15 protein-coding genes are annotated in these 21,021 nt (G+C 45.7%); 7 read left to right on the top strand and 8 right to left on the bottom strand.

From position 1 onward, the window contains the following. Positions 1-55: 55 nt before the first annotated feature. A complete protein-coding gene (locus ACMVP2_RS07770; protein ID WP_416867290.1) occupies positions 56-1,033 on the bottom strand; it encodes a helix-turn-helix domain-containing protein in 978 nt (325 codons plus the stop codon). A gap of 91 nt (positions 1,034-1,124) precedes the next feature. Here ACMVP2_RS07770 and ACMVP2_RS07775 point away from each other — a divergent pair, with 91 nt between their 5' ends. Continuing rightward, the gene (locus ACMVP2_RS07775) at positions 1,125-2,000 is read left to right on the top strand and encodes a cytochrome c (RefSeq protein WP_416867291.1); all 876 of its coding nucleotides are present in this window, start codon (positions 1,125-1,127) and stop codon (positions 1,998-2,000) included. A 546-nt stretch (positions 2,001-2,546) separates the two neighbouring features. Continuing rightward, positions 2,547-3,797, top strand: a complete 1,251-nt coding sequence (locus ACMVP2_RS07780) for a M16 family metallopeptidase (protein WP_416867292.1) — start codon at positions 2,547-2,549, stop codon at positions 3,795-3,797. 11 nt (positions 3,798-3,808) lie between these two features. Here the strand turns inward: ACMVP2_RS07780 and ACMVP2_RS07785 are convergent, their stop codons facing one another. The 4 genes from ACMVP2_RS07785 to ACMVP2_RS07800 all read right to left on the bottom strand — a co-directional run bounded on the left by ACMVP2_RS07785 (position 3,809) and on the right by ACMVP2_RS07800 (position 13,133). Next, the gene (locus ACMVP2_RS07785; protein WP_416867293.1) at positions 3,809-4,282 is read right to left on the bottom strand and encodes a hypothetical protein; all 474 of its coding nucleotides are present in this window, start codon (positions 4,280-4,282) and stop codon (positions 3,809-3,811) included. 60 nt (positions 4,283-4,342) lie between these two features. Further along, positions 4,343-7,891, bottom strand: coding sequence for a VCBS repeat-containing protein (locus ACMVP2_RS07790; protein ID WP_416867294.1), 3,549 nt, complete (start codon positions 7,889-7,891; stop codon positions 4,343-4,345). A 187-nt stretch (positions 7,892-8,078) separates the two neighbouring features. Next, complete coding sequence (locus ACMVP2_RS07795) at positions 8,079-9,824, bottom strand: RagB/SusD family nutrient uptake outer membrane protein (RefSeq protein ID WP_339788105.1); 1,746 nt, start codon at positions 9,822-9,824, stop codon at positions 8,079-8,081. A gap of 66 nt (positions 9,825-9,890) precedes the next feature. Continuing rightward, on the bottom strand, positions 9,891-13,133 hold the full coding sequence (locus ACMVP2_RS07800; RefSeq protein WP_416867295.1) for a SusC/RagA family TonB-linked outer membrane protein: 3,243 nt from the start codon (positions 13,131-13,133) through the stop codon (positions 9,891-9,893). 627 nt (positions 13,134-13,760) lie between these two features. Here ACMVP2_RS07800 and ACMVP2_RS07805 point away from each other — a divergent pair. The 4 genes from ACMVP2_RS07805 (at position 13,761) to ACMVP2_RS07820 (ending at position 17,054) form a co-directional block, all read left to right on the top strand. Beyond that, a complete protein-coding gene (locus tag ACMVP2_RS07805) occupies positions 13,761-14,405 on the top strand; it encodes an O-methyltransferase (RefSeq protein ID WP_339788111.1) in 645 nt (214 codons plus the stop codon). A 155-nt stretch (positions 14,406-14,560) separates the two neighbouring features. Further along, on the top strand, positions 14,561-15,055 hold the full coding sequence (locus ACMVP2_RS07810; RefSeq protein ID WP_416867296.1) for a transglycosylase SLT domain-containing protein: 495 nt from the start codon (positions 14,561-14,563) through the stop codon (positions 15,053-15,055). Positions 15,056-15,123: 68 nt separating this feature from the next. Further along, positions 15,124-16,506, top strand: coding sequence for a LysM peptidoglycan-binding domain-containing protein (locus ACMVP2_RS07815; RefSeq protein ID WP_416867297.1), 1,383 nt, complete (start codon positions 15,124-15,126; stop codon positions 16,504-16,506). Between the two features lie 122 nt (positions 16,507-16,628). Further along, on the top strand, positions 16,629-17,054 hold the full coding sequence (locus ACMVP2_RS07820) for a response regulator (protein ID WP_416867298.1): 426 nt from the start codon (positions 16,629-16,631) through the stop codon (positions 17,052-17,054). On the opposite strand, the gene ACMVP2_RS07825 is transcribed toward ACMVP2_RS07820, so the two are convergent. The 3 genes from ACMVP2_RS07825 to ACMVP2_RS07835 form a co-directional block, all read right to left on the bottom strand. After that, positions 17,051-17,479 carry a hypothetical protein gene (locus ACMVP2_RS07825; protein WP_416867299.1) on the bottom strand — a complete coding sequence of 143 codons (429 nt, stop codon included), beginning with the start codon at positions 17,477-17,479 and terminating at the stop codon, positions 17,051-17,053. The genes ACMVP2_RS07820 and ACMVP2_RS07825 overlap by 4 nt on opposite strands. Before the next feature lie 137 nt (positions 17,480-17,616). After that, positions 17,617-18,735: a DNA polymerase III subunit gamma/tau gene (dnaX, locus tag ACMVP2_RS07830; RefSeq protein ID WP_339788121.1), complete on the bottom strand. Its 1,119-nt coding sequence runs from the start codon at positions 18,733-18,735 to the stop codon at positions 17,617-17,619. Positions 18,736-18,958: 223 nt separating this feature from the next. Further along, positions 18,959-19,684, bottom strand: coding sequence for an NUDIX hydrolase (locus tag ACMVP2_RS07835; protein ID WP_416867300.1), 726 nt, complete (start codon positions 19,682-19,684; stop codon positions 18,959-18,961). Positions 19,685-19,782: 98 nt separating this feature from the next. Between ACMVP2_RS07835 and ACMVP2_RS07840 the strand changes: the two genes are divergently transcribed. Further along, positions 19,783-20,793 carry an alpha/beta hydrolase gene (locus ACMVP2_RS07840; RefSeq protein ID WP_416867301.1) on the top strand — a complete coding sequence of 337 codons (1,011 nt, stop codon included), beginning with the start codon at positions 19,783-19,785 and terminating at the stop codon, positions 20,791-20,793. Positions 20,794-21,021: the final 228 nt, after the last annotated feature.

Genomic DNA, 21,021 nt, shown 5'->3' on the forward strand with positions numbered 1-21,021 from the left:
TTCACTTTTGATGGCAAAATGTAACAAAGGCCTCAAATTTACCAACGTCACATTACTAACTCCTCACATTACCCGGACTTTCGCCAAAATATTTCTTAAAGGCCGTGGAGAAGTGATTGGCGTTTCGGTAGCCCAGCTTGTCCGCTACGAGCCCGACAGAGATCCTTTTTTGAAACAACAGTTGCCTGGCGAATTCCATTCTGAGTTCCTGAATATATCCGAAGACAGTCTTTCCAAACATTGCTTTAAAACCGCCTTTCAGCTTACATTCATTGATCCCAAATTCTTTGCAAATAGCTGTCAGGCTCAGATCGTCTTGAAAATGGAGCTGCAGGTATTCCCTTACTGCATGCATCAGCTCCGCATCTTTTCTCATTGGCTCGAAAAAGGTCCGAGGATCATATTCCTTTTGCCAAACTTCTACCTGTAGCGCCAATAGCTCATAGACCTTTGACTCAATAAACAGTCTTCTAGCAGCCCCTTTCAATGGGCAAAACCTGATCGACTGTATGATCCATTTTACCTGGGCAGTCAGCGGAAGGTTGGCCTTAAAACCCGGAATACCGGTTTGCCTGGAAATGTGGTGGGAAAACTTTTCATAGAGGAGGTCATCCTGGCCTATAAGAGCAAGGAGGGTGTCTGCCTCCACGGTCATATGAAAGATGTCGTAGGAATATTCCTTGTTAAAATAATGAGCTTTAGAGGGGTCGGGGTCATAAAAAAAGTTATAAAAACCCTTGCTCAGCTCATTGTATTTCCCGCAGTGCAGCGAAGCCACCGACCCGTCAAAGTTGAAACAGAAGCTAAAGGTCTGTCTGGGTTCTTCGTAGGTAATCTCCAGAGAGCTTGCAAATTCGGCTGTCATAAAACACACCTGAATCCCTTGAAAATAGTGATTGATGCAAGAATGTCTCCCAAGGTTTGTAGCCAACTTAAACTCTACATCAAGGCTTGGTTGTGCTTTGGGGTCAGCACCTGGGGCAAACGGAAACACATCCGCATAAGCCAATTTCAAAAAATCATTGGACGGCATAAAAATTACTTTTTGCGTAGCAAACCCTCCGTTTTACGTAGCACTATGGCAAAGGTTTGCCCGTTAAGCGGCTAGTCACAACAAATTTTTTATGCTAAAGAAAACATTCAAATGGGTCGGCATTGTTCTGGCCTGTATTTTTTCGCTGTTGATTATCGCTTACGCTTATATCTATCTGAGCACTGAGGCGAGGTTCAATAAAAAGTATTCGTTCCGGGAAGATCCTGTAACATTGTCTGCAGACACCGCTGTACTTACCAGAGGAGCCCACCTGGTGGCGATCAAAGCATGCGACGATTGCCATGGGCCCGATTTGGCTGGCAAGGTGTTCATTGACGATCCGTTACTTGGGAGAATCGTTTCCTCGAACCTCACATCCGGTAAAGGCGGTCGCCCGTCGGACTACGGCGTAGTTGATTGGCTCAAAGCGCTTAGGCACGCAGTAAACAAGGAGGGCAAACCTTTATTGTTTATGCCATCGCACGAAATCGTTCAGCTTAGCAAAGCGGACATAGTCGCTATTTTGTCGTACCTCCAGACAATTCCACCTGTGGATAGCGACCTGCCGACACACGACATCCGCTTTCTCGGAAGAATACTCACCCACTTTGATAAGGTTCCGTTGCTGCCCGTCGACATGATCGATCATAACATGGGCTGGCCCAAAGAGGTAGAGGAAAATGTATCAGCTGCTTTTGGCAAGTATCTGGTAGCTGTATGCACCGGATGCCACAGAGAGAACCTCAAGGGCGGAGGGCCAATCGCTCCCGGATTGCCCCCGGTTGCTGATATCACTTCCACAGGTAGGGTTGGTCAAATGACAGAAGAGCAGTTCATGAATACTTTGAGAACCGGAGTTACGCCGGAAGGAAGAAGCCTGAATCCAAAAGAAATGCCCTGGCCCACTACCTCAAAGTATACTGAGACAGAACTTAAAGCGATTTATGCTTACTTGAAATCACTGTAAACCTGAGTTCGATATAAGAATATCGTCAGCTTATGTTTATTGCTTCGAGTTTAGCATACGCTAACTCAAAATAGGTCGTCATTGCGAAGCTGCCTTAGTGATCGTCTATTGTGTTGGCAATTTCGTTGGCAGCTGCGGCAATCTTTTCACTACGGAGCGTAGTCCTAATACACAGATTGCTTCAGTCGCAAAGTAACCGTTCACATAGATCGCCGTTGGTCGGCTTCATCGCAATGACGGTCATGTGGTGTTTATTGCTTCGAGTTTAATTTACCGTTAACCCAAAGATGACCGTCATTGTTGCTATATAACCTTCTTATATCGAACTCAGGTTGTAAGATACTTTTTGCGAACTATCGGGCTATTTTGAGGTTGGTTAAAATAAACAAACCCGATAGATTTTTTTTTGGCCGGCAGGATACTGACCGGCCATTCGCTTTTTCGGTGGCTTCAAATCAAACGGAACCATTCAGCAGGAAGGTAATGTTTTGGCCATTGGTGGCTTAACCACTTAAAAATATTAGTTTTGCAGGCTGACAAATGTAAATGGCTGAATTCGACCTTATTACTTTACCTAACGGTATTAGATTAGTCCACAAGCAGGTAGCTTCCACAAAAATTGCTCACGTTGGCATCATGCTGGACGTTGGGAGCAGAGATGAGTCGCCCGACCAACTAGGGATTGCTCACTTTTGGGAGCACATGGCTTTTAAGGGCACAAAAAAAAGGAAGTCTTTCCACATCCTTAACAGGCTTGATTCCCTGGGCGGAGAACTAAACGCCTACACCACCAAAGAAAAGATTTGCTTTTATGCCAGCGTCCTCGACCTTCATCTCGAAAAGGCACTGGAGCTCCTTACGGATATCACTTTCAATTCCACCTTTCCGGAAAAACAGATCGAAAAAGAACGCAATGTGATCCTGGAGGAAATGTCGATGTATAAGGACAACCCGGAAGACGCCATCATGGATGATTTTGATGAGGTAGTTTTTACAAAGCATCCATTGGGGCATAATATATTGGGCACGCAAGAAACTGTCGGGGGCTTCAGCCAAAGTGATTTCAAAAGGTTTTTAGAGGAAAACCTCGATTCTGAAAGAATGGTGGTTTCCACGGTAGGCAATTTTTCGCTACAAAAAATAGAGCGGTTGGTGCGAAAACACCTCAACGACTCGCCAACCTTCAGCTCTTCAAAGCAGCGAAAGTTGTTTGGCCCTTATCGCCCATCGTCTCTATCAGAAGTGAAGCCCATCACACAGGCTCAATGTGCCATAGGCCGGCCTGCCTACAAAATAGCGGACGAACGAAGGATTCCGTTTTTTATGCTGGCCAATATTCTGGGAGGACCCGGGATGAATTCCAGACTGAATATGTCTCTCCGGGAAAAGTTTGGCTACGTGTATTCAATTGACGCCAACTATAACCCTTATGTGGACACAGGGTTGTTCTCAGTATTCTTTGGCACAGACCCCAGGCATATTTCCAGAAGCTTCCAGCTAATCAGGAAAGAGTTTGCCATGCTGAGAGAACGAAAGCTTGGAGAGGTGCAGTTTCACAAAGCCAGGGAGCAGCTCATGGGTCAGCTGGCCATGAGCGAGGAGAACAATGGCAGCATGATGCTGATGATGGCTAAAAGTCTGCTGGATATGGGCTCTGTTCCAAGTCTGGAAAATGTGTTTCGGGACATTCGAAAGATCACCAGGGAGCATATCATAGAACTTGCCAATGAAATGCTGGTTGACGATGACATGAGCACACTGGTGTTTGTGCCTGAAAATGGTAAAGTCAACCACTAGCAACAACTATCCTACTCTTTGAGAAATTGATACCTCATTCCCCAGCTCACGGCTGGTATCACATAGTACCACTCCCCATCAGGCACAATTTTTGGCGAAAATTCCCCAAGCAGGTAAAAATTAGGAGCATTCTTAAATGGCGCCGTTCGTATGCCTAAAGGAATAGTAACGAATCCAAGCCCGCCTTCGCCGCCTTCCCAGGGACTGTAGCCAAGTCCGAGCCCCAACGACATGGCTACCTGGTCGTTGTGCATGATGTTAGCATTTCCTATCAGCTGTGGTATTCCCTTATACTCGGCCACCCGTGGATCCTCAAAAAGCGTGTAGTAGGGCTTGGTGCTTAACCGAAACTCGCCCCAAACGCTCCTCTCGAAATTGGTGCTTACGGCTATCTCTCTTCCGCTGGAAAAAAAGGCCAGTCCGCCCTGAGCGTGAGCTGAAATAGCAAATGAAACAAGAAGCAGCGTAGTTGTTATAGTTTTCATAATAATTGCATCGAATTGGATTGCCAATTCGATGCAATTATTATGCCCATTGAGCGGCATTTATTGATTAGGTGATGAAATAACCCTGGAATCGCCGTTGAAATCAAATATTTCAACTTGCGTTACTCCCTCAGGTACCCTGATAGTCCGTGAAGACTGGGACAGAAACCCTGACCCATAAGTCAATTCGACCCTCTCAGTTTGTCCACCACTGTGCTTCAGCAAAGCATAAAAGTCAGTTGGGTTCGTTTTTACAACTGTACCTTTGAATGCGTCATTCGGCAGGCCAAATACCTTCAGGTCGCCCCGGTTTTGACTGGCAACAAACATATCATTGCCTGCAACAGAGCTCAGTCGTACCAACGCTTTTGCATCGCCTTCTACCAGGAAACCACTCTTTGCAGAGAGCACAGGTGAGAAATTGCCTTTACCATCTCCATAAAGCAGCAAGCCTGTTAGTGCATCGTAGCGGCCGGGAAACACCTCGTTGCCATAGTCATTGCCAACCATCAGTACATCCAGATGACCATCGCTATTGACATCGGTTGCTACCATACCATTGATAGGGGCTATCTGAGCCCTGATAGGTAGCGCCGTCATTTTGAATGCGCCATTGCCCAGGTTTTCAATATAGCTTGATTTCATGTAGTTCGCCTCCAATATCAGGGCTCCTTCCAATTGCTGCTTAGTAAACAGCTCAGCCATGGTGATCTTACCAAATTGCTTGTACCGGGAGAACATTTTGCGGAACATGGGGCTCTGCGAGTTCATTTCATCCCAGAAATGGAGAGGAAACTCTTTCATATCCCCATTATCGGTTTTGAAATAGCAACTCATGATCAAGTCAACACTGGCGTTGCCATCAAAGTCTTTCGCATAGGCCCTCAATGGCTGCTCCATAGTTGCCCGGTAGTAGTTGTTCTCCCCAAGGTTGCCCGCCACATAGTCGGTATCACCGTCTTTGTCAAAGTCGCCAGACACAATACTGTTCCACCAACCCTTTTTCTCAAGAAGCCCGGTGCCCCGATCAACTTTGTAGGCACCACCCTCGTTTTTCACAAAAGTGATTGGCATAAACTCACCAACCAACACCATATCCACCAGGCCGTCTGCATTGTAGTCGGTCCAGAGCATGTCTGTTATCATACCTGCGTCAGCAAGAAAAGGCACCTTCGATGCCGTAACATCAACAAGTCGTCCGCCCTGATTCTCCAAAAGCACACTTTGAGAAGGATAAGGATACGATGCCGGCACTACCCGGCCACCAACAAAAACATCCAGATCACCGTCTTTGTCAAAGTCGGCTGCCCGGGCAACCGACCCGCTGAACTGAAGTTCCGACGAAACTCCGTCTACTTGCAGCTTGAAATTGCCTCTTCCGTCGTTCAAGTAGAGGTGATCGGCATACTTGTCAGACGGGAAAACGTACTCACCGCCACCGGAAACAGCATACAAATCGAGGTCACCATCAGTATCGATGTCGAATAGCAGAAGACCCATGTACTCATTTCGCTTCACATCTTTCTTCTCAATACCCACTTTGTCCTGGAAGGTTCCGTCGTTCTGCTGAAGAAAGAATTGTATGCCCTCGTCAGCGGTTCCGCCAGCAATAAAGTCCTCAAGGCCGTCCCCGTTGATGTCGCCTACAGCAATCGCTGGCCCGTATTGAGTAAACTTGTGAGGCAGAGTTCTTTGAAGGTTAAAATCTATTTTATCTTCTTCTTTATGGGTAAAAGCCACCTGTAGCGATTTTGTCACGTCGGCAAGTACCGTTGGTTTACCGCCTAAGGCCGGCATCTCCCTGGCAAGATTGTCTCCTGCAGAAGCTGATGAGTAATCTACCGTCAGCACCTGGTCGACCGCCACGTTAGTGAGGACGCTGGACTTGCCATCGTACCAATCGACGACAACCGAGTCGATCGACGTGGTTTTCCCCATCCCAAAATGAGCGATATCTTCTACAGAAGACAGAAAGCCTCTATAGACCGAATGGTCATGGTATTGCATTTGTCCATTGCCATACTTTAAACTAATCTTACTGCCAAACCCGGCTCGATTCTCTCCACTCCCCTTAAGTCTGATCCGCAGAAAATGAATCGAATCCTGTTTCGTGTTGGCTTTGCTGTTCAGTGTATTTTCGTACACAAGGGCCACATCATCAATGGTGTTGACAACGTAATCAAGGTCTCCGTCATTGTCGAGATCGGCAAACGCTGCACCATTGGAGAAAGTGGGTTTATAAAGCCCCCATTTTCTCGTTGCATCGGAGAAGGTCAGGTCCCCATTGTTCTCAAAAGCAAAGTTTGAAATTTTTACAACCGGGATGGAATCGACCAACATATCTGGCCCGGCTACATTGCCCACATCAGCCCGGTAGCTGGCAAAATCTTTGTCAGTAATGTCTTTGGGAAAGCCGTTGGTAATCAAGAGGTCTCTGTCGCCATCGTTGTCCACATCAGCCAGCAGCGGCGACCAGCTCCAGTCGGTTTCAAATATCTCGGACATGAATCCTATCTCACTGAAAGGAATGCCCGCACCATTATTAAGTTGCAGCATATTGCGCACATGCTGATATTCATAGTCAAACTTTTCGTTATTAATGTAAACCTGATAGACGTTCTTTCCAATAGTCGTCTTCTTACGAAAGTTGGTCTCCGGCAGCATATCGAGCGTCACTATGTCGACCCAACCATCGTTGTTGATATCGGCTATGTCATTGCCCATGGAGAACTGGCTTGAATGCCTGACATATTCACCCAGCTTATTGGTAAAAGTGCCATCGCCATTGTTGATGTAGAGCAGGTCGTTGCTCAAAAAGTCGTTCGACACATAGATGTCAGGCCATGAGTCATTGTTTACGTCGGCAATAGCAATACCGAGGCCAAATCCTTCGTAAAGGATGCCCGCTTCCCTGTTGGCTATGGAAAAGGTGCCATCGCCGTTGTTCTTGTAGAACCTGTCAGTGTTCGGTGCTGTTCCGTCCACTATTTTGGGCCTGTAGTTGGTTGGAATTCGCCCGCTTTGCACATTGGTAAGCACGTATAGGTCAAGGTCTCCGTCTTTGTCATAGTCCAAAAAAGCAGCGTTTGTGCTCCAGCCATTGTCGTTAACACCATATTGTCTGGCCATTTCTTTAAACGTAGGAACACCTCCGGGTGAGCCTCCCTGGTTCACAAACAGCATGTTCTCCCGCTTCAAAGAATCGCTATACATGGTGGCACACACGTAGATATCCAGCCAGCCATCGCCATTTATATCCACTAAAGCGATGCCCTGACTCCATTTGTCTGGTGCTTCAATTCCGGCTTCGGCAGAAACATCATTGAACTCGAGCCCACCCTTATTAATAAACAGCTTGTTACTGGTTTGGTTACCCGTAAAGAAAAGGTCTGTCAGGCCGTCGTTATTAAAATCACCAGCCCCCACTCCGCCTCCGTTGTAGATGTACTCGTTGGTCAGGATATTAAAGGTGTCCGATTCAATGATTGTATTTGAAAAGTCAATACCAGTATCGGATGCTGGCAGCTCTCTAAAGAGCGTGCTTTGCCTGTCTCCACACGAGGCCAAAAAAATGGCTATCAGGCCTGCCACTACTAATGCTCTAAACATATCAGTTAACTTTTTGCTTGACCACAAATTTAGGGCTAAATGTCATTTTGAGTAATTTTTCCAAGGTTACTTAGGTGTGAGACGAGCACAAAAAATATCCTGAAAAATTTAGAAATGCTACATAAAAAAAGAGGTGACGATAACCGCCACCTCTTTTCATCTATTCAAATTATTTAATTCGTGTCAATTAATATCCTGGATTCTGCGTTAACACATCACCCATTAAATCAATCTGATTCTGGGGGATAGGAAGCAAAACGTCTTTAGGATCAAACGAAGCACCACCCATGGCGTTGATAAGGATTTTGCTTTCGTAGGCAATGTAAGCGTTAAGGTCTTCAGCAGCTATACCCCAGCGAACCAGGTCATAGAACCTTTGTCCTTCGCCGGCAAGTTCCAGCTTGCGCTCCATTCTCACAGCCTTCTGTGCAGTAGTCTTATCGGTCCATGGTGTATCATATGTGCCGATGACGTAGTTGGCAGCAAAACCGGAATCATCATATTCTCTAACCCAAGAAGCTTGATTCGCTGCTCTTTCTCTCACCATGTTCACATATTCTCTGGCTTTCTCCATGCTACCTACCTCAATTTCGCACTCAGCAGCCATCAGCAACACATCGGCGAAGCGGATGATGTTTACGTTCATAGCAGCATAACCTGGCGTCCATGAGCTGTTGTCCTGAAAAGAACCAACATCAGTTTTGTAGTAGACATACTTCTTAGGCGAATAAGGACCAGCGTTGGCCTGGTTACGAATCCAGTCAAAACCTGGGTGTTCCTTCCAGTCAAGATAAGGAATACCACGGCGACCAATCGTGAAGTCAATTCTTGGGTCAAGGTTACCGGCATCTTCTGTGAATGGCTCAGACGACTGAAGATCCTGATCAGTCACCACCTCGTTGGCAGGAAGATTAAAGGCTCTGTCGAACAAAGGAAGACCGCTCGCATTCGTTCTGTAGTGATTGGCTAACTCAAAAGTTGGGGCAAAGAACCCGCAACAGTTTCCTGGGCCATCAGCACCTGTGTTGTACGGCCAGTTAAGGTCAAACTCAGGGTTAGCATTGTTTACACTACCCGTGTTGGCTGCCGACTGATAAGCCCAAATTGACTCTTCGTGATTATCGTTAGAAGCCTTGAAAATATCAGGGAACGACGGAACAAGTCCAACCGCCTTGCCATTGCTAGTCTGCCCGCTAGATATTACCTCATTAAAGAGAGTCAAAGCCTGGGCATGCTTGTTTTGGTAAATGTAAACTTTACCCAGCAAAGCTTTGGCTGCCGTTTTGTTTACACGCCCCACCTGACCCTGCGTCTCAGGAAGGTTAGCCATTGCAAACTGAAGATCGGCCTCAATGAAAGGATAGAGGTCCTTGTCGTTTCCTACTTCAGAAACTTTTACTTCAGTACTGTAGTCAATCGTTTCATCGATGTAAGGTGTGTTGCCAAAGTTCTTTTTCAGCTCAAAATAATAATGGCCTCTTAAAAACTTGGCTTGTGCCTCAATTGCTGTTTTAGTTTCTTCAGAAACATCAGCATCGGCATCGGAGAGAAGTGCTAAAACGTTGTTGCACCTGGCTACTCCTTCATACCAACCACTGTACGCACCATTGATGACTCCCTGCGTTGGGAGATATTCGTAACGCTGAATTGGATTGATGTCGGAAAAGTCACCAGGGTCAGTACCTTTGTTGTGTTCTCCACCTCTTATACTACCCCACACCCAGTTTGAAGGTGACGACATTCTGCCGCCTCTTCCGTTCACTTGCGAATATGCTGCAATAAGAGCAGCGTTCAGGCCCTTCGCAGATGTAAGCTGAGCCCTTGCCAATGTGCCTGTTGGGGCAATTTCAAGAAACTCGTCCTTACAACCGATCACCAGAACCGTTAAGGCTACAAACAGGCCTGCGGCTCCTTTTAATATATTTTTTTTCATGGTCATAATTCTTTTATATTTTTCAAAAACATCAATAATTAAATTGATCGTTTAATCAAATTGTTTTTAGAAACCGATCTGTAAACCACCAGTAAATGATCTTGTGATCGGATAGTTTCCAACATCAACACCAAAGTTGATGTCAGCGTTACCACCTACTGAAGGATCAAGTCCCTCATAACCTGTGATGGTCAGCAAGTTGTTAGCAGAAACGAATACTCTCAAGTTGGTCATCTTTAACCTTGACAAAAGATCAGCAGGCATCTTGTAACCCAACGTAATATTCTGCATTCTCAGGTAAGACCCGTTCTCAACGTAGTAAGAGTTAGCCTGCGTGTTGGTGCTAAAGTTAGACGACTTATCAAATACAGGGTGGTCAGTATTTGTGTTGGATGGTGTCCAGCTATTCTTCACACGCTCAGCGATAGAAGCACCTGCAAATGAAGGATAGAAGTCAGTGAACCATCTTGACTGATTCCAGATTTCATTACCAATAGACGTATAGAAATAAGTAGCCAGGTCGAAGTTCTTATACCCAAGTGAGAAGGTTAAACCACCTGTAAACGGAGCTACCGGGCTTCCAAGGAATACCCTGTCATCTTCTGTGATTTCGCCATCTCCGTCAACATCTCTGTAACGGAAGTGACCAGGAGCTGCACCCGCCTGAGTAGCAGCAGATGCAACTTCTGCATCGTTCTGGAACAATCCCTGCACGTCGTATCCGAAGAAAGATGACAGAGAGTAGCCACGCTGGTTACGGATTGGAGCGATGCCCCTGTAAGTTTGAGTACCTGAAGTAAAGAATTCAAGATCACCAGCAAGGGTAACGATTTCGTTCTTCAAAAGCGATCCAGTCACATTCACTTCATAAGTTAGTTCAGACGTAAGGTTGCCTCTGTTGATCAACTGCACGTCGATACCCTGGTTCCTCATTTCACCAATGTTCACAGAAGGCGCTGACGCATTTGGCCCGAGTGGTGTTGGCACTGGCACCGAGAACAATAAGTCTTTAGTATCTTTTCTCCAGAAGTCAACAATCACGTCGAACTTGCCATCGAACAAGGTACCGTCGATACCGATATTCTGAGTAACCGAAGTTTCCCATTTGGCACCTGAGTTACCAATACGTGTTCTGTAGAAACCATCTACTGCGCCACTGTTCGATCCATTGATATCGTAAGACGATGCGCCAATGCTGCCGCCGTACAAGCTGAACTGGTTATTAGGGTCTACGTTGTTAGAGTTACCCATAGTACCATATCCACCTCTGATCTTCAAATCGTCGATGAACGTAAGTGATGACATAAAGCTTTCAGATGAAAGTCTCCAGGCAGCTGAAAAGGCAGGGAATACACCATATCTGTTTTCAGCACCGAAACGAGAAGAACCATCACGACGAACAACTGCACTTAAGATATACTTATCGTTCAGGATATAATTCGCTCTACCAAAATAGGAAGAGAAGTTAACACCTTTGTAATAGAAACTGTTGGGTGGGTTTCTTGAACCCAGCGTAGAAATGGTTACGAAGTCCGGATCCTGAGAAAATGGGTTCAATCCGTTTGCGCTCATACCACGGCCTTTTCCAGTATTCAAAGCTTCCTGTCCCACCAAAAGGTCTATGTTGTGGATGCCGAAAGTCTTCTTATAGTTAGCGGTATTCGTAAAGTTCCACTGGAAATTCCAACCTGAACCTTCGCTGTAGCTGAATGCAGAGTTGTTCTCTGAGTTTTCATACTGACGACGGCCATAGCCCCAGCTATAGTTACTTCCATAAGCACCACCAACGTTGGTTCTCAAAGTCAAACCAGGGATTGGGTCATATTCCAAATAGATATTACCGAAACCACTTCCTTCAAAACCCCTGTTGTTCTTTTGACCATCACGGGATGCAACTGGGTTACGTGGATTGTTGAAACCTTTCGAAGCGGTACCAGCATAGCCACCAAACTCGTCATACACAGGGATGATGGTAGGCATACGGAATGCAGACAAGATATCGTTCTCGTCATCAGCAACACCTTGTCCACCTTCGTTACCTTGCTGACCAAGTACTGAACGGTAAGTGAATTGCATGTTCTCACCAAAACGCAAATTAGGAAGAAGATCAAATTCAGAGTTCGCTCTGAAAGAGTATCTCTTGAAAGTATTATATAATACTATACCAGCCTGATCCTGAATACTTGTTGAGAAGTAAAAACGGCTTCTGTCTGTTCCGCCGTGTAAGCCAAGGGTCTGTCTCTGAAGTGACCCAACATTTGTAATAGCATCATACCAATCGGTTCCGGCGCCTGTAGCCGCTCTGGTGATTTGGTATACAGATCCAGCAGCAGGGTCAACATTGTATAGAGCAGCTTCGGCCGCAGTATAGGTACCAACACGTCCGGATTCACCGCCAACACTAAGGAAATCGGGTAACCGAGGTGTAGTGCCAGTGCCAAATTGAGGATGGCTGAATACAGGCTCACGGTTTTCGATGCGTGCCTGGTTGCGCTCAGCATTCCATGTCCACTCAGCAAAGTCAGCAGGATTCATCATTTCAATACCCTTTCCAGGTGTTGTAAATCCAAACATACTGTTATAATCGATGCTGATCTTCTTGGCTTGCTTAGAGCCCTTTTTGGTAGTGTAAACGATTACACCGTTAGCCGCTCTTGCTCCATATATAGAGGCAGCAGCCGCATCTTTCAGTACAGTTGTAGACTCAATGTCGTCTGGGCTAAGGAAGTTAGTGTCCTGAACTGGCACACCGTCAACCACGTAAAGAGGAGCATTACCACCGAATGCGCCAAAACCCCTTACCCTGATCTGGCTGGTTGAACCAGGCTGACCGTTGGTAATTACGTTTACACCGGCAATACGACCAGCCAAAGACTGCTCTACGTTACCCGTTGGGATAACAGCGATGTCTTTTGGCTTCACGGTTGATATAGAGCCGGAAGTTTCACGTCGATTATCAACTGTGTAACCAGTGATAACCAATTCCTGAAGCTGCTTTACGTCAAGTGCTAAAGGAATATCAATCACACTTCTTGATCCTACTTCCACTTCCTGGGTCACATACCCAATGAAAGAGAAAGAAAGTCTTGCACCAGAGCCAACCGAAAGGGAGTAATTTCCGTTAAGGTCAGTCACTGTACCATTGGAAGTTCCTACTTCCAATACGCTAACACCAGGAAAACCTTCCCCGGTTTCGGAATCTGTTATCTTTCCTGACACTTGCCTGTTCTGTGCAGCGGCATCGGTAGCCGCTGCTAGCAGCGCCAGGCAGATCAAAGGAAAAATGTACTTCAGTAATCCTTTTTTCATAAAAATGTAGTTTAAGTGAAGTTGTATATAATTGTTTGAAAAAGGCTTCGTTGAATTCAGGCAAACCATTTCGGGCCAGACACTCATGCGGTGTCTGACACAGAATAATAATCAGTTACGAATAAAGAGGAACTGAAAATGAAATGGAAAAGCTTGACGCCGGAACTATAGCAGGAGGTGCACTCGGAAATGGTGCACAGCGTTTGGGGCACTTGTAATTAAGAACCATAAAACAAATAATTTAAGTAGGTATTGTTCTGAGCAATTGTCGAATTTAAGAAATTATTTGTTAACGTGTCAAGTTTCCCCAAGAAAATTTGTTTGCAATCGATTGCGGGAAATCCGTTTAAATCGTTTGCGTAACCGTTTTCTAGTAATTATTCTTTAAATCCACTCCCAGATTTATTTCGGGGATCAATATAAAACAGATTTTATACTTTTCCGATATTCCCAAAAAAATCTCACATAACTACTTGGCAACCAAAATGTGAATTATTCAAGGCTTGAGTTTCATTGTTAAAAAGAAGAACCAACTCTTTCGTTATTATTGAAAAAATCATGCAAAACGATCTCTCAAGCCTATTTTTGATTTTCTTTTCACACGAGTAAATATTTTACAACCTTATCATGGATTTCATAGATGCCGACCTTTTTCGCTATATAGAAGCGCATACTGAACCCGAGCCAGAGCTGCTTGGCAGACTGAACAGGCATACACATCTTAATGTGCTCAGGCCTCGAATGCTTTCGGGGCACTTTCAGGGACGAGTGCTGTCAATGTTCTCGCATATGATCAAACCAACATCCATTCTTGAGATTGGCACTTACACCGGCTATTCGGCCATTTGCCTTGCCGAGGGGCTACAGCAAAATGGAAAGCTGACCACCATAGATATTAATGGAGAGCTTGAAAGCATTGTAAGGAGATTCATAGGCGATTCGCCCTACCGGGAGCAAATCAAGTATGTTATTGGTGATGCCATGGTAGAGGTTCCAAAACTGGATGCGACTTTTGACCTTGTATTCATTGATGCTGACAAAGCAAACTATACTAACTACTTTGACCTGGTGATTGATAAAGTGAGGCCGGGCGGATATATTATGGCCGACAACGTGCTCTGGAGCGGCAAAGTACTGGAGAAGAACAGAAAAAAGGATGACCCCGATACGCTCACTATTCTGGCATTTAACAAAAAAGTGGCCGACGATCCCCGGGTGCAAAATGTATTGCTTCCAATCAGAGATGGCCTCATGATGCTCAGGAAGATATAGTTGCTTTAACTATTACTTTGCTGTGGACAATGTAATAAGTTGGAGTCCAGCAAGATATACTTCGTAATTTGACGATAACTGCCTGAATACTAGTAGCTTACTTTGCAATTGGCTATTCATTTGTAACTTTGTTTCGAATATTTCCCAACTGGTGTATGCTGGCAAAGTGCCATTTTCGATTCCTTCTCCTAATTATTATCTTCTTCCAGGCAATTGATGGGCTGGCCGATACCGCCGCACCAAGGGTTCCATCTCAAATGGACTTTGCTGGCATGAAGCTCAAAATTACCGATGCAGCACGGTCTGATATCCAGCAGCAAGTAGACGCCCTGAGGGCTTCCGACAGATACTTCCGCTTAAGGCTCGATTTGGTGTTGCTGTACTTCCCCATTATTGAAAGAGTAATGAAGGAAGAGAACCTGCCCGACGACATCAAATACCTGGTGATACAGGAGAGCGGCCTGGTTTCTGATGCGGTTTCTTCGTCCAATGCGGTTGGGTTCTGGATGTTCAAAGAGCCGGCCGGGAGGTGGGCCTACGCATTGACAAATATGTGGACGAACGGCTCAATATTGTCTCCTCCACCCGGGGGGCCTGCAAATATATTAAGCGCCATAACTTCTTTTTTAATAACTGGGTTTACTCCGTAATAGCGCACAATACAGGGAAGACTGGCGCTGAGAAGCATGTAGATAAATCTAACTTCGGTGCGAGTAAAATGACCATTGACAAGGACACGCACTGGTATTTCAAGACTTTTCTGGCGCATATGATCGCCTTTCAGGATGAGTTGGGCGGGCGCCCCTCGTCTGGTCTGGAGCTGAGAGAGTATACAAAGGGGGCCGACAAACCCCTCGACAAGATATCGAAAGAGCTGAACGCCGACGAGGCACTCGTGTTTCAGTACAACAAATGGCTAAAGAGAGGTCCCGTGCCAAGTGAAAAGGAGTACTCGGTGATCATTCCTGTACAAAAAGGCGATAAAGTGGACCTTATTGCCAAAAATGAGCAAAAACATACCCCGTCATCCTCACCTTCTGCCGATAGCGAGGAAATAGTGGTACCGGACGAAAATGCCGTCTTGATTCAGGAAAAGTACCCCGATCTGAAAAAAACCATCGACAGCCGTATTGCTTCATTCATAGTGGAAATAAATGGGATTCCGGCTATTATCGCTACAAAATCCGATGACCTGAAGACGCTAGCCGCCAAATCGGGGGTGGACGTGGAAAGGCTTGAGAAATTCAATGACTTGCGACCAAACCAGGCCCTTGAAGAGGGGCAGGTCTATTACCTGAAAAACAAACATTGGAGGTCGAACATTTATTATCATACCGTTAAGCAAGGAGAAACGCTCTGGGACGTAGCGCAGGAGTATGGCATTAAGCTCAATCAACTGGCAAGGAAAAACAGAATGTTCACCATCGATAAACCTGAGGTGGGCCGGGTGCTTTGGCTTAGGCAGAGGCGACCCTCGTCGGTGGATATAGAGATAAAAGATACCAGTGAAGACTATTTACCGGCAATAGTCAAAACTGAGCCTGCAGCACCCCCACGAAGGGAGCCGGCAGTAGTGGTGCGGGAGGAAGAAATACAAGTTGCAGAGGTAGTAAAACCTTTCGATGAAGAGCCTGCTTTGGCCACCGAAGAGCTCATTTTCGAAGAGCAAAAAGCGCCTGAACCTATCGTCAATACTTCAACTGCTGAGCAAGCAAAGCAAGAGGAGCCGGCTTTGACTCCGAACAGGGAGGCTGCCCGGGATATTCATGTTGTCAACAAGGGAGAAACCCTGTACGGCATTGCACGACGCTATGGCGTTACCAAAGCCGAGCTGCAGCAGTGGAATGACCTTTCCGACAACAGCATACTTTCGATCGGACAAGAGCTACTGCTGATCAAGCGAGACACCAGTGATGTAAAGGAGGTTTTAAATCCGTCGGTGCTGCCAGCCAACAGAGTGACGGTGCATGTGGTGCAACCCGGCGAAACAATGTATTCCATTGCCAGAAAATACGATATCGCTATAGAAAAACTGATGAAAATGAACGATAAATCAAATTTTGTCCTTTCGATTGGTGAAAACCTAAAAGTTACTGATTGATTTTTTTTCTTCCCTTAACAGCGTAAATTTAAAGTTAAAATCTCAGTCAGTCAGCTTTTTCATTTTGTTACCCGTTTCTTTTTATCATTCAACCTGACAGTTTAGCCTAGAGCTTTTATTAAGTGGAAGAATTTCAACTAAATAGTACCCCGAAAGTGAGCCTTGTCATGCTTGTGGATGACAATGATACCGACAATTTTCTTAGTAAGAAGATAATGGAGCATGTCAATTTTTCCGAAAGCATCCTGATAAAGAATACGGGAAAAAGTGCGCTTGAATACTTACATCAAAACCAAAACGACCTCGATAAGATCCCCGATATTATTTTCCTGGACATTAACATGCCTATTGTGGATGGCTTTGTGTTCCTCTACGAATATGAAAACTTTCCGCCCCAGTTGCACGAAAAAATCAAAGTGGTCGTATTGTCAAGTTCCAACAACAAGAGGGACATCAACCAGTTTTTGAACAACAGGTTTGTTCACCAGTTTATTTCCAAGCCATTGAGTGAAAAAGCCCTGATGGAGCTTGCCGCCACGGAGGCCTAAAAATCGGTATCTAAATAAAGCTTTTCTTTCAGTTTAAGCAGCAAGGGCTGCTTCTCGGCCAGGTAGTTGAACTTCTCCTTGTCGGTATAGAGTCTCTGCTTCAATTCTGCCTCTTTGATAGATATCCGCAGTGTCACGGTTGGGTTCGAAAGCTCCCTTCTCAAAAACTGAACTAGCTCAGTTTCCTCTACTTTCAAAAATTTACGTTCTATGTCTGTAGACAACTCTATTTCAACCACCGACTCCTCTCTCTTCAGCAATGGCTTCTTGAAAATCATCTTCAGTGAGTCGGAAATTTTGCCCGCTGATTTCTGCTCCGCAAATTTCTGCCAGGCTTCGGTGAGCTGATCTTGTGTGTAGTCTGACGAAGGAAGCTGACTAACGGCCACAGCCTCCTGGGTGTCATCCGGCTTCGCTTCCAGCACTACCTCCTTCTTTTCCGCCTTGACGGGAAAAATACTCGGGGTTTCTTTTTTCTCTGTGCCGCTCTTGTAGCTGGTTACAACCGGACGAGGTGAAGTTGTTCCTATTGCACCATTGGTTTCACTGGGCTTTTCAGCTGTTAGCTCACTTTTTTTTTTGCCCCATTTTCAGGGGCGGGCAAGCTGGCGAGAGAAAAGGCCGCATTCAAATGTGTCAGCTTCATAAGCGCCAGCTCCACATGAAGTCGCTGGTTTTTGCTGGCCTTATATTGTATGTCGCACTGGCTCAAAATGTTCAGCCCCGAGAGAAGAAAAGAAAGAGAGGCTTTCGAAGATTGGTCGCTATATTTTGTTTTGATGCTCTGCGCCACCTGCAAGAGAGAAATCGTTTCCTTGTCTTTGCAAACCATCAAATTGCGAAGGTGTTCGCTGAGTCCGTTGATAAAGTTGTGCCCATCGAAGCCGCTTCTGATGATTTCATCAAAAATGAGCAGCACGCCTGACAGGTTTTCTTCCAAAAAGAAATCTACCACTTTAAAATAATAGTCGTAGTCAAGAATATGGAGGTTCTTGATGGTGTCCTGATAGGTGATTTTGTTGCCAGACGAAAAGGTAACAATCAGGTCGAAAATAGAAAGCGCATCTCTTAGCGCCCCGTCGGCCTTCTGCGAAATAAGGTGCAAGGCCTCCTCTTCAGCTTCAATGCCTTCGTTCGTCGCAATTTTCTGCAGTTGAGTGGTGATGTCCGAAATCTCGATCCGGTTAAAATCGTAAATCTGACAACGAGACAGGATCGTTGGAATCACTTTATGCTTTTCCGTTGTCGCCAAAATGAAAATGGCATAGGAAGGCGGCTCCTCCAGGGTCTTCAAAAACGCATTGAAGGCCTGGGTGGAGAGCATGTGCACCTCATCAATGATATATACCTTATAGTTGCCTTGCTGGGGTGGATACCGTACCTGATCGATCAGGTTCCTGATGTCGTCTACCGAGTTGTTGGACGCAGCATCCAGCTCATAAATGTTCAGGTTGTTGCCGGTGGCCAACGGGTTGGCATTATCGAATCCGTTGATCATCCGGGCTACTATTCGTGCACAGGTAGTCTTGCCTACTCCCCTCGGCCCGCAAAACAGCAAAGCCTGGGCCAGATGGTTCTGGTCAATGGCATTTTTGAGGGTAGTGGTGATATGTTCCTGACCAACTACCTCGTCAAAGCCAAGTGGACGATATTTTCTTGCTGATACTACGAAGCTTTCCATCGGACGCTCAATCGAGCAGGCAATTTATCCTGAATCGGAAATTAAATGAAATGAAAGGGGAGTTAATATGAGGGAGGAGGAGAAAAGTTATCCACAGCGGCGGGATGATTGAGATACTATCGCATCTTGTAGCCGCTCAACCCTTCCCCATTTGTGTCATGAGTCTACTTTCGGCCAGCTCTACAATCCGACGATTGCTGGATATAGCCAAGACTTTAACTACCTACTCCCGGTGCCGATATAAAAAGGGGCTTCGATGGGCAACACCTTTTTTCTTCTCGAGCCGTTCAAAAACCCCGTAGCTCAACATTTTTTTTTGGAACCTGCTGCGATCCAGGCTTTTTCGGTAGACGGTTTCGAACAATCCGTGTAACTCAGGCATCGTGAACATGCTGGGTAGCAGGTGAAATCCCAGTGGATAATTCTGTAAATCGTTTTGAAATCCATGCAGCGCCTTTTCGATTATTTCTTTATGATCCAACAACAGTGCCGGAAGGGCTTCTACAGGGTGCCAACTACAACTTTTCGAGAATATATTGGGCCGGGGCGCAGCTCTAGCGATATCAACTAACGCATAGTATCCGACAGATATAAATCGCTGATTGATCCAGAGGTTCTGAGTCCATGGCGCCCCAAGCTTTCCGAAAAGCGCTGCAATCTCTGACGAAAAAGAACGATCAGGCTCCCCAAAAACATGGAATTGTTTTAGAAAAATATCCCGCAAAGCAATGCGTTCTTCCAAAATCCTGCTGGCTGCCTCATCCAGCGATTCATTTTTGAAAACATAACCACCGGGAAGCATCCAGCCTCCTTCGGTTACTCGCAACAGCAACACTTTGAGGCTATTCTCTTCATATCCCAAAATCACTGTGTCAATCGATATGTTGGATAAAAAGTGTTTCTCGCCCTCACCAAGCAGGGCGCTGATGTACTGCTCGTTTTTCGACATTCGGCGCAATGTTAAACCCAGGACTTCTGATTTTTTGTAAAGATATAAAATATATCTTACATTGTGGCAAAATGTCACAATGATAAATATCCAGCGACATGAAAAGATCTTCCCTTATCAAGGCCATTGCAGCATTTTTTCTGTCAGGGGGAATCATGGCTTATTGTAGCATGGCACCACTACCTCCTATTCCTGCTGGAGCCTTCAATGAAGAAAACTATTCTATGGAGACAGAAAACGTTATTACGCTGCCCGATGGGAGAACACTTGGGTATGCCGACTATGGTGATGCTAATGGCTTCCCTGTTTTCTATTTTCATGGCGGCCAGGAAAGTCGCCTGTCCAGCAGATTTATGGACAGTACAGCTACTAAGCTCCACGTTCGAATAATAGCTCCTGATCGACCGGGAATAGGGCTTTCGACCTTTCACGAGAACAGAAAATTCCTCGATTGGGCCAACGATGTTAAGGCGTTGGCTGACCATTTGGGATTTAACAACTTTTCCATATTTGGGCTGTCAGGCGGGGCACCACACGTTTTGGCCTGTGCTTATGTTCTTCGGAACAGAGTGGTAAACGTAGGCATTGTTTCAGGAACTGGGCCTTACAACTATAAAGGCAAACTCAAAGGCATGTGGTTTCCAGTGCGGCTTGCCCATTGGTTTGCCGCAGCCAAATCGGACAAAAATTTAAGAGCCTTCATCTCCACTGAACACGAAACCCTTCTGGAAAATCCCGAAAAGAGGCTCCGCCAATTGCAACGATTCCTGCCCAAGCCGGATCGAAAGCTCTTGCTGGGTACACCTGCTTATGGTGTCGAATTTATTCAGGGTAGCAGAGAGGCCTTTAGGCAAGGCACTGAAGCCGTCGTACAGGAATGGAAGCTATATGTGGCGGACTGGGGCTTTCCATTGGAGGAAGTTGCCAACAATATAAATCTCTGGTATGGCACAGATGATAAAATGACCCCTAAGCACAGAGGAATTTACTATCACGAGACGCTGCAAGATTCCGAGCTGCACATCCTCGAGAAAGAGGGACACTTTTCACTTATTAGAAATCATCTGGAAGCAATTTTGGCTGATTTAGCACCTCAGACCGTGCCATAAGAAGCTGCTAACCTTTTCATTCCCACACTTGCTTCTCAGCAAGAGATTTATTTAGCTCCCTACCTGTCAAACACGTGCGACGCAGGAGAGAGTTTATTGCACAAAAACTCCAGTGAAGCAGTTTAGCGAGGGGCCAGCCTGGGATCAATATGTATTTCTGGGGGATCGAATGTTTCGTTTGTGGCTAAATAAAAAAGCAAAGCTGGTTCAATGCGTCTCGCTTGGACC

The sequence above is a fragment of the Imperialibacter sp. genome, from assembly GCF_048007035.1.
Lineage (GTDB): Bacteria > Bacteroidota > Bacteroidia > Cytophagales > Cyclobacteriaceae > Imperialibacter.

Bases quoted from the DNA above. Each gene is read 5' to 3' on its own strand.
- ACMVP2_RS07780 (WP_416867292.1), top strand. From the start codon at position 2,547: ATGGCTGAATTCGACCTTATTACTTTACCTAACGGTATTAGATTAGTC.
- ACMVP2_RS07835 (WP_416867300.1), bottom strand. From the start codon at position 19,684: ATGTCGAAAAACGAGCAGTACATCAGCGCCCTGCTTGGTGAGGGCGAG.
- ACMVP2_RS07770 (WP_416867290.1), bottom strand. From the start codon at position 1,033: ATGCCGTCCAATGATTTTTTGAAATTGGCTTATGCGGATGTGTTTCCG.
- ACMVP2_RS07785 (WP_416867293.1), bottom strand. From the start codon at position 4,282: ATGAAAACTATAACAACTACGCTGCTTCTTGTTTCATTTGCTATTTCA.
- ACMVP2_RS07810 (WP_416867296.1), top strand. From the start codon at position 14,561: ATGCTGGCAAAGTGCCATTTTCGATTCCTTCTCCTAATTATTATCTTC.
- ACMVP2_RS07800 (WP_416867295.1), bottom strand. From the start codon at position 13,133: ATGAAAAAAGGATTACTGAAGTACATTTTTCCTTTGATCTGCCTGGCG.
- ACMVP2_RS07795 (WP_339788105.1), bottom strand. From the start codon at position 9,824: ATGAAAAAAAATATATTAAAAGGAGCCGCAGGCCTGTTTGTAGCCTTA.
- ACMVP2_RS07775 (WP_416867291.1), top strand. From the start codon at position 1,125: ATGCTAAAGAAAACATTCAAATGGGTCGGCATTGTTCTGGCCTGTATT.
- ACMVP2_RS07790 (WP_416867294.1), bottom strand. From the start codon at position 7,891: ATGTTTAGAGCATTAGTAGTGGCAGGCCTGATAGCCATTTTTTTGGCC.
- ACMVP2_RS07840 (WP_416867301.1), top strand. From the start codon at position 19,783: ATGAAAAGATCTTCCCTTATCAAGGCCATTGCAGCATTTTTTCTGTCA.
- ACMVP2_RS07815 (WP_416867297.1), top strand. From the start codon at position 15,124: ATGACCATTGACAAGGACACGCACTGGTATTTCAAGACTTTTCTGGCG.
- ACMVP2_RS07805 (WP_339788111.1), top strand. From the start codon at position 13,761: ATGGATTTCATAGATGCCGACCTTTTTCGCTATATAGAAGCGCATACT.
- dnaX (WP_339788121.1), bottom strand. From the start codon at position 18,735: ATGGAAAGCTTCGTAGTATCAGCAAGAAAATATCGTCCACTTGGCTTT.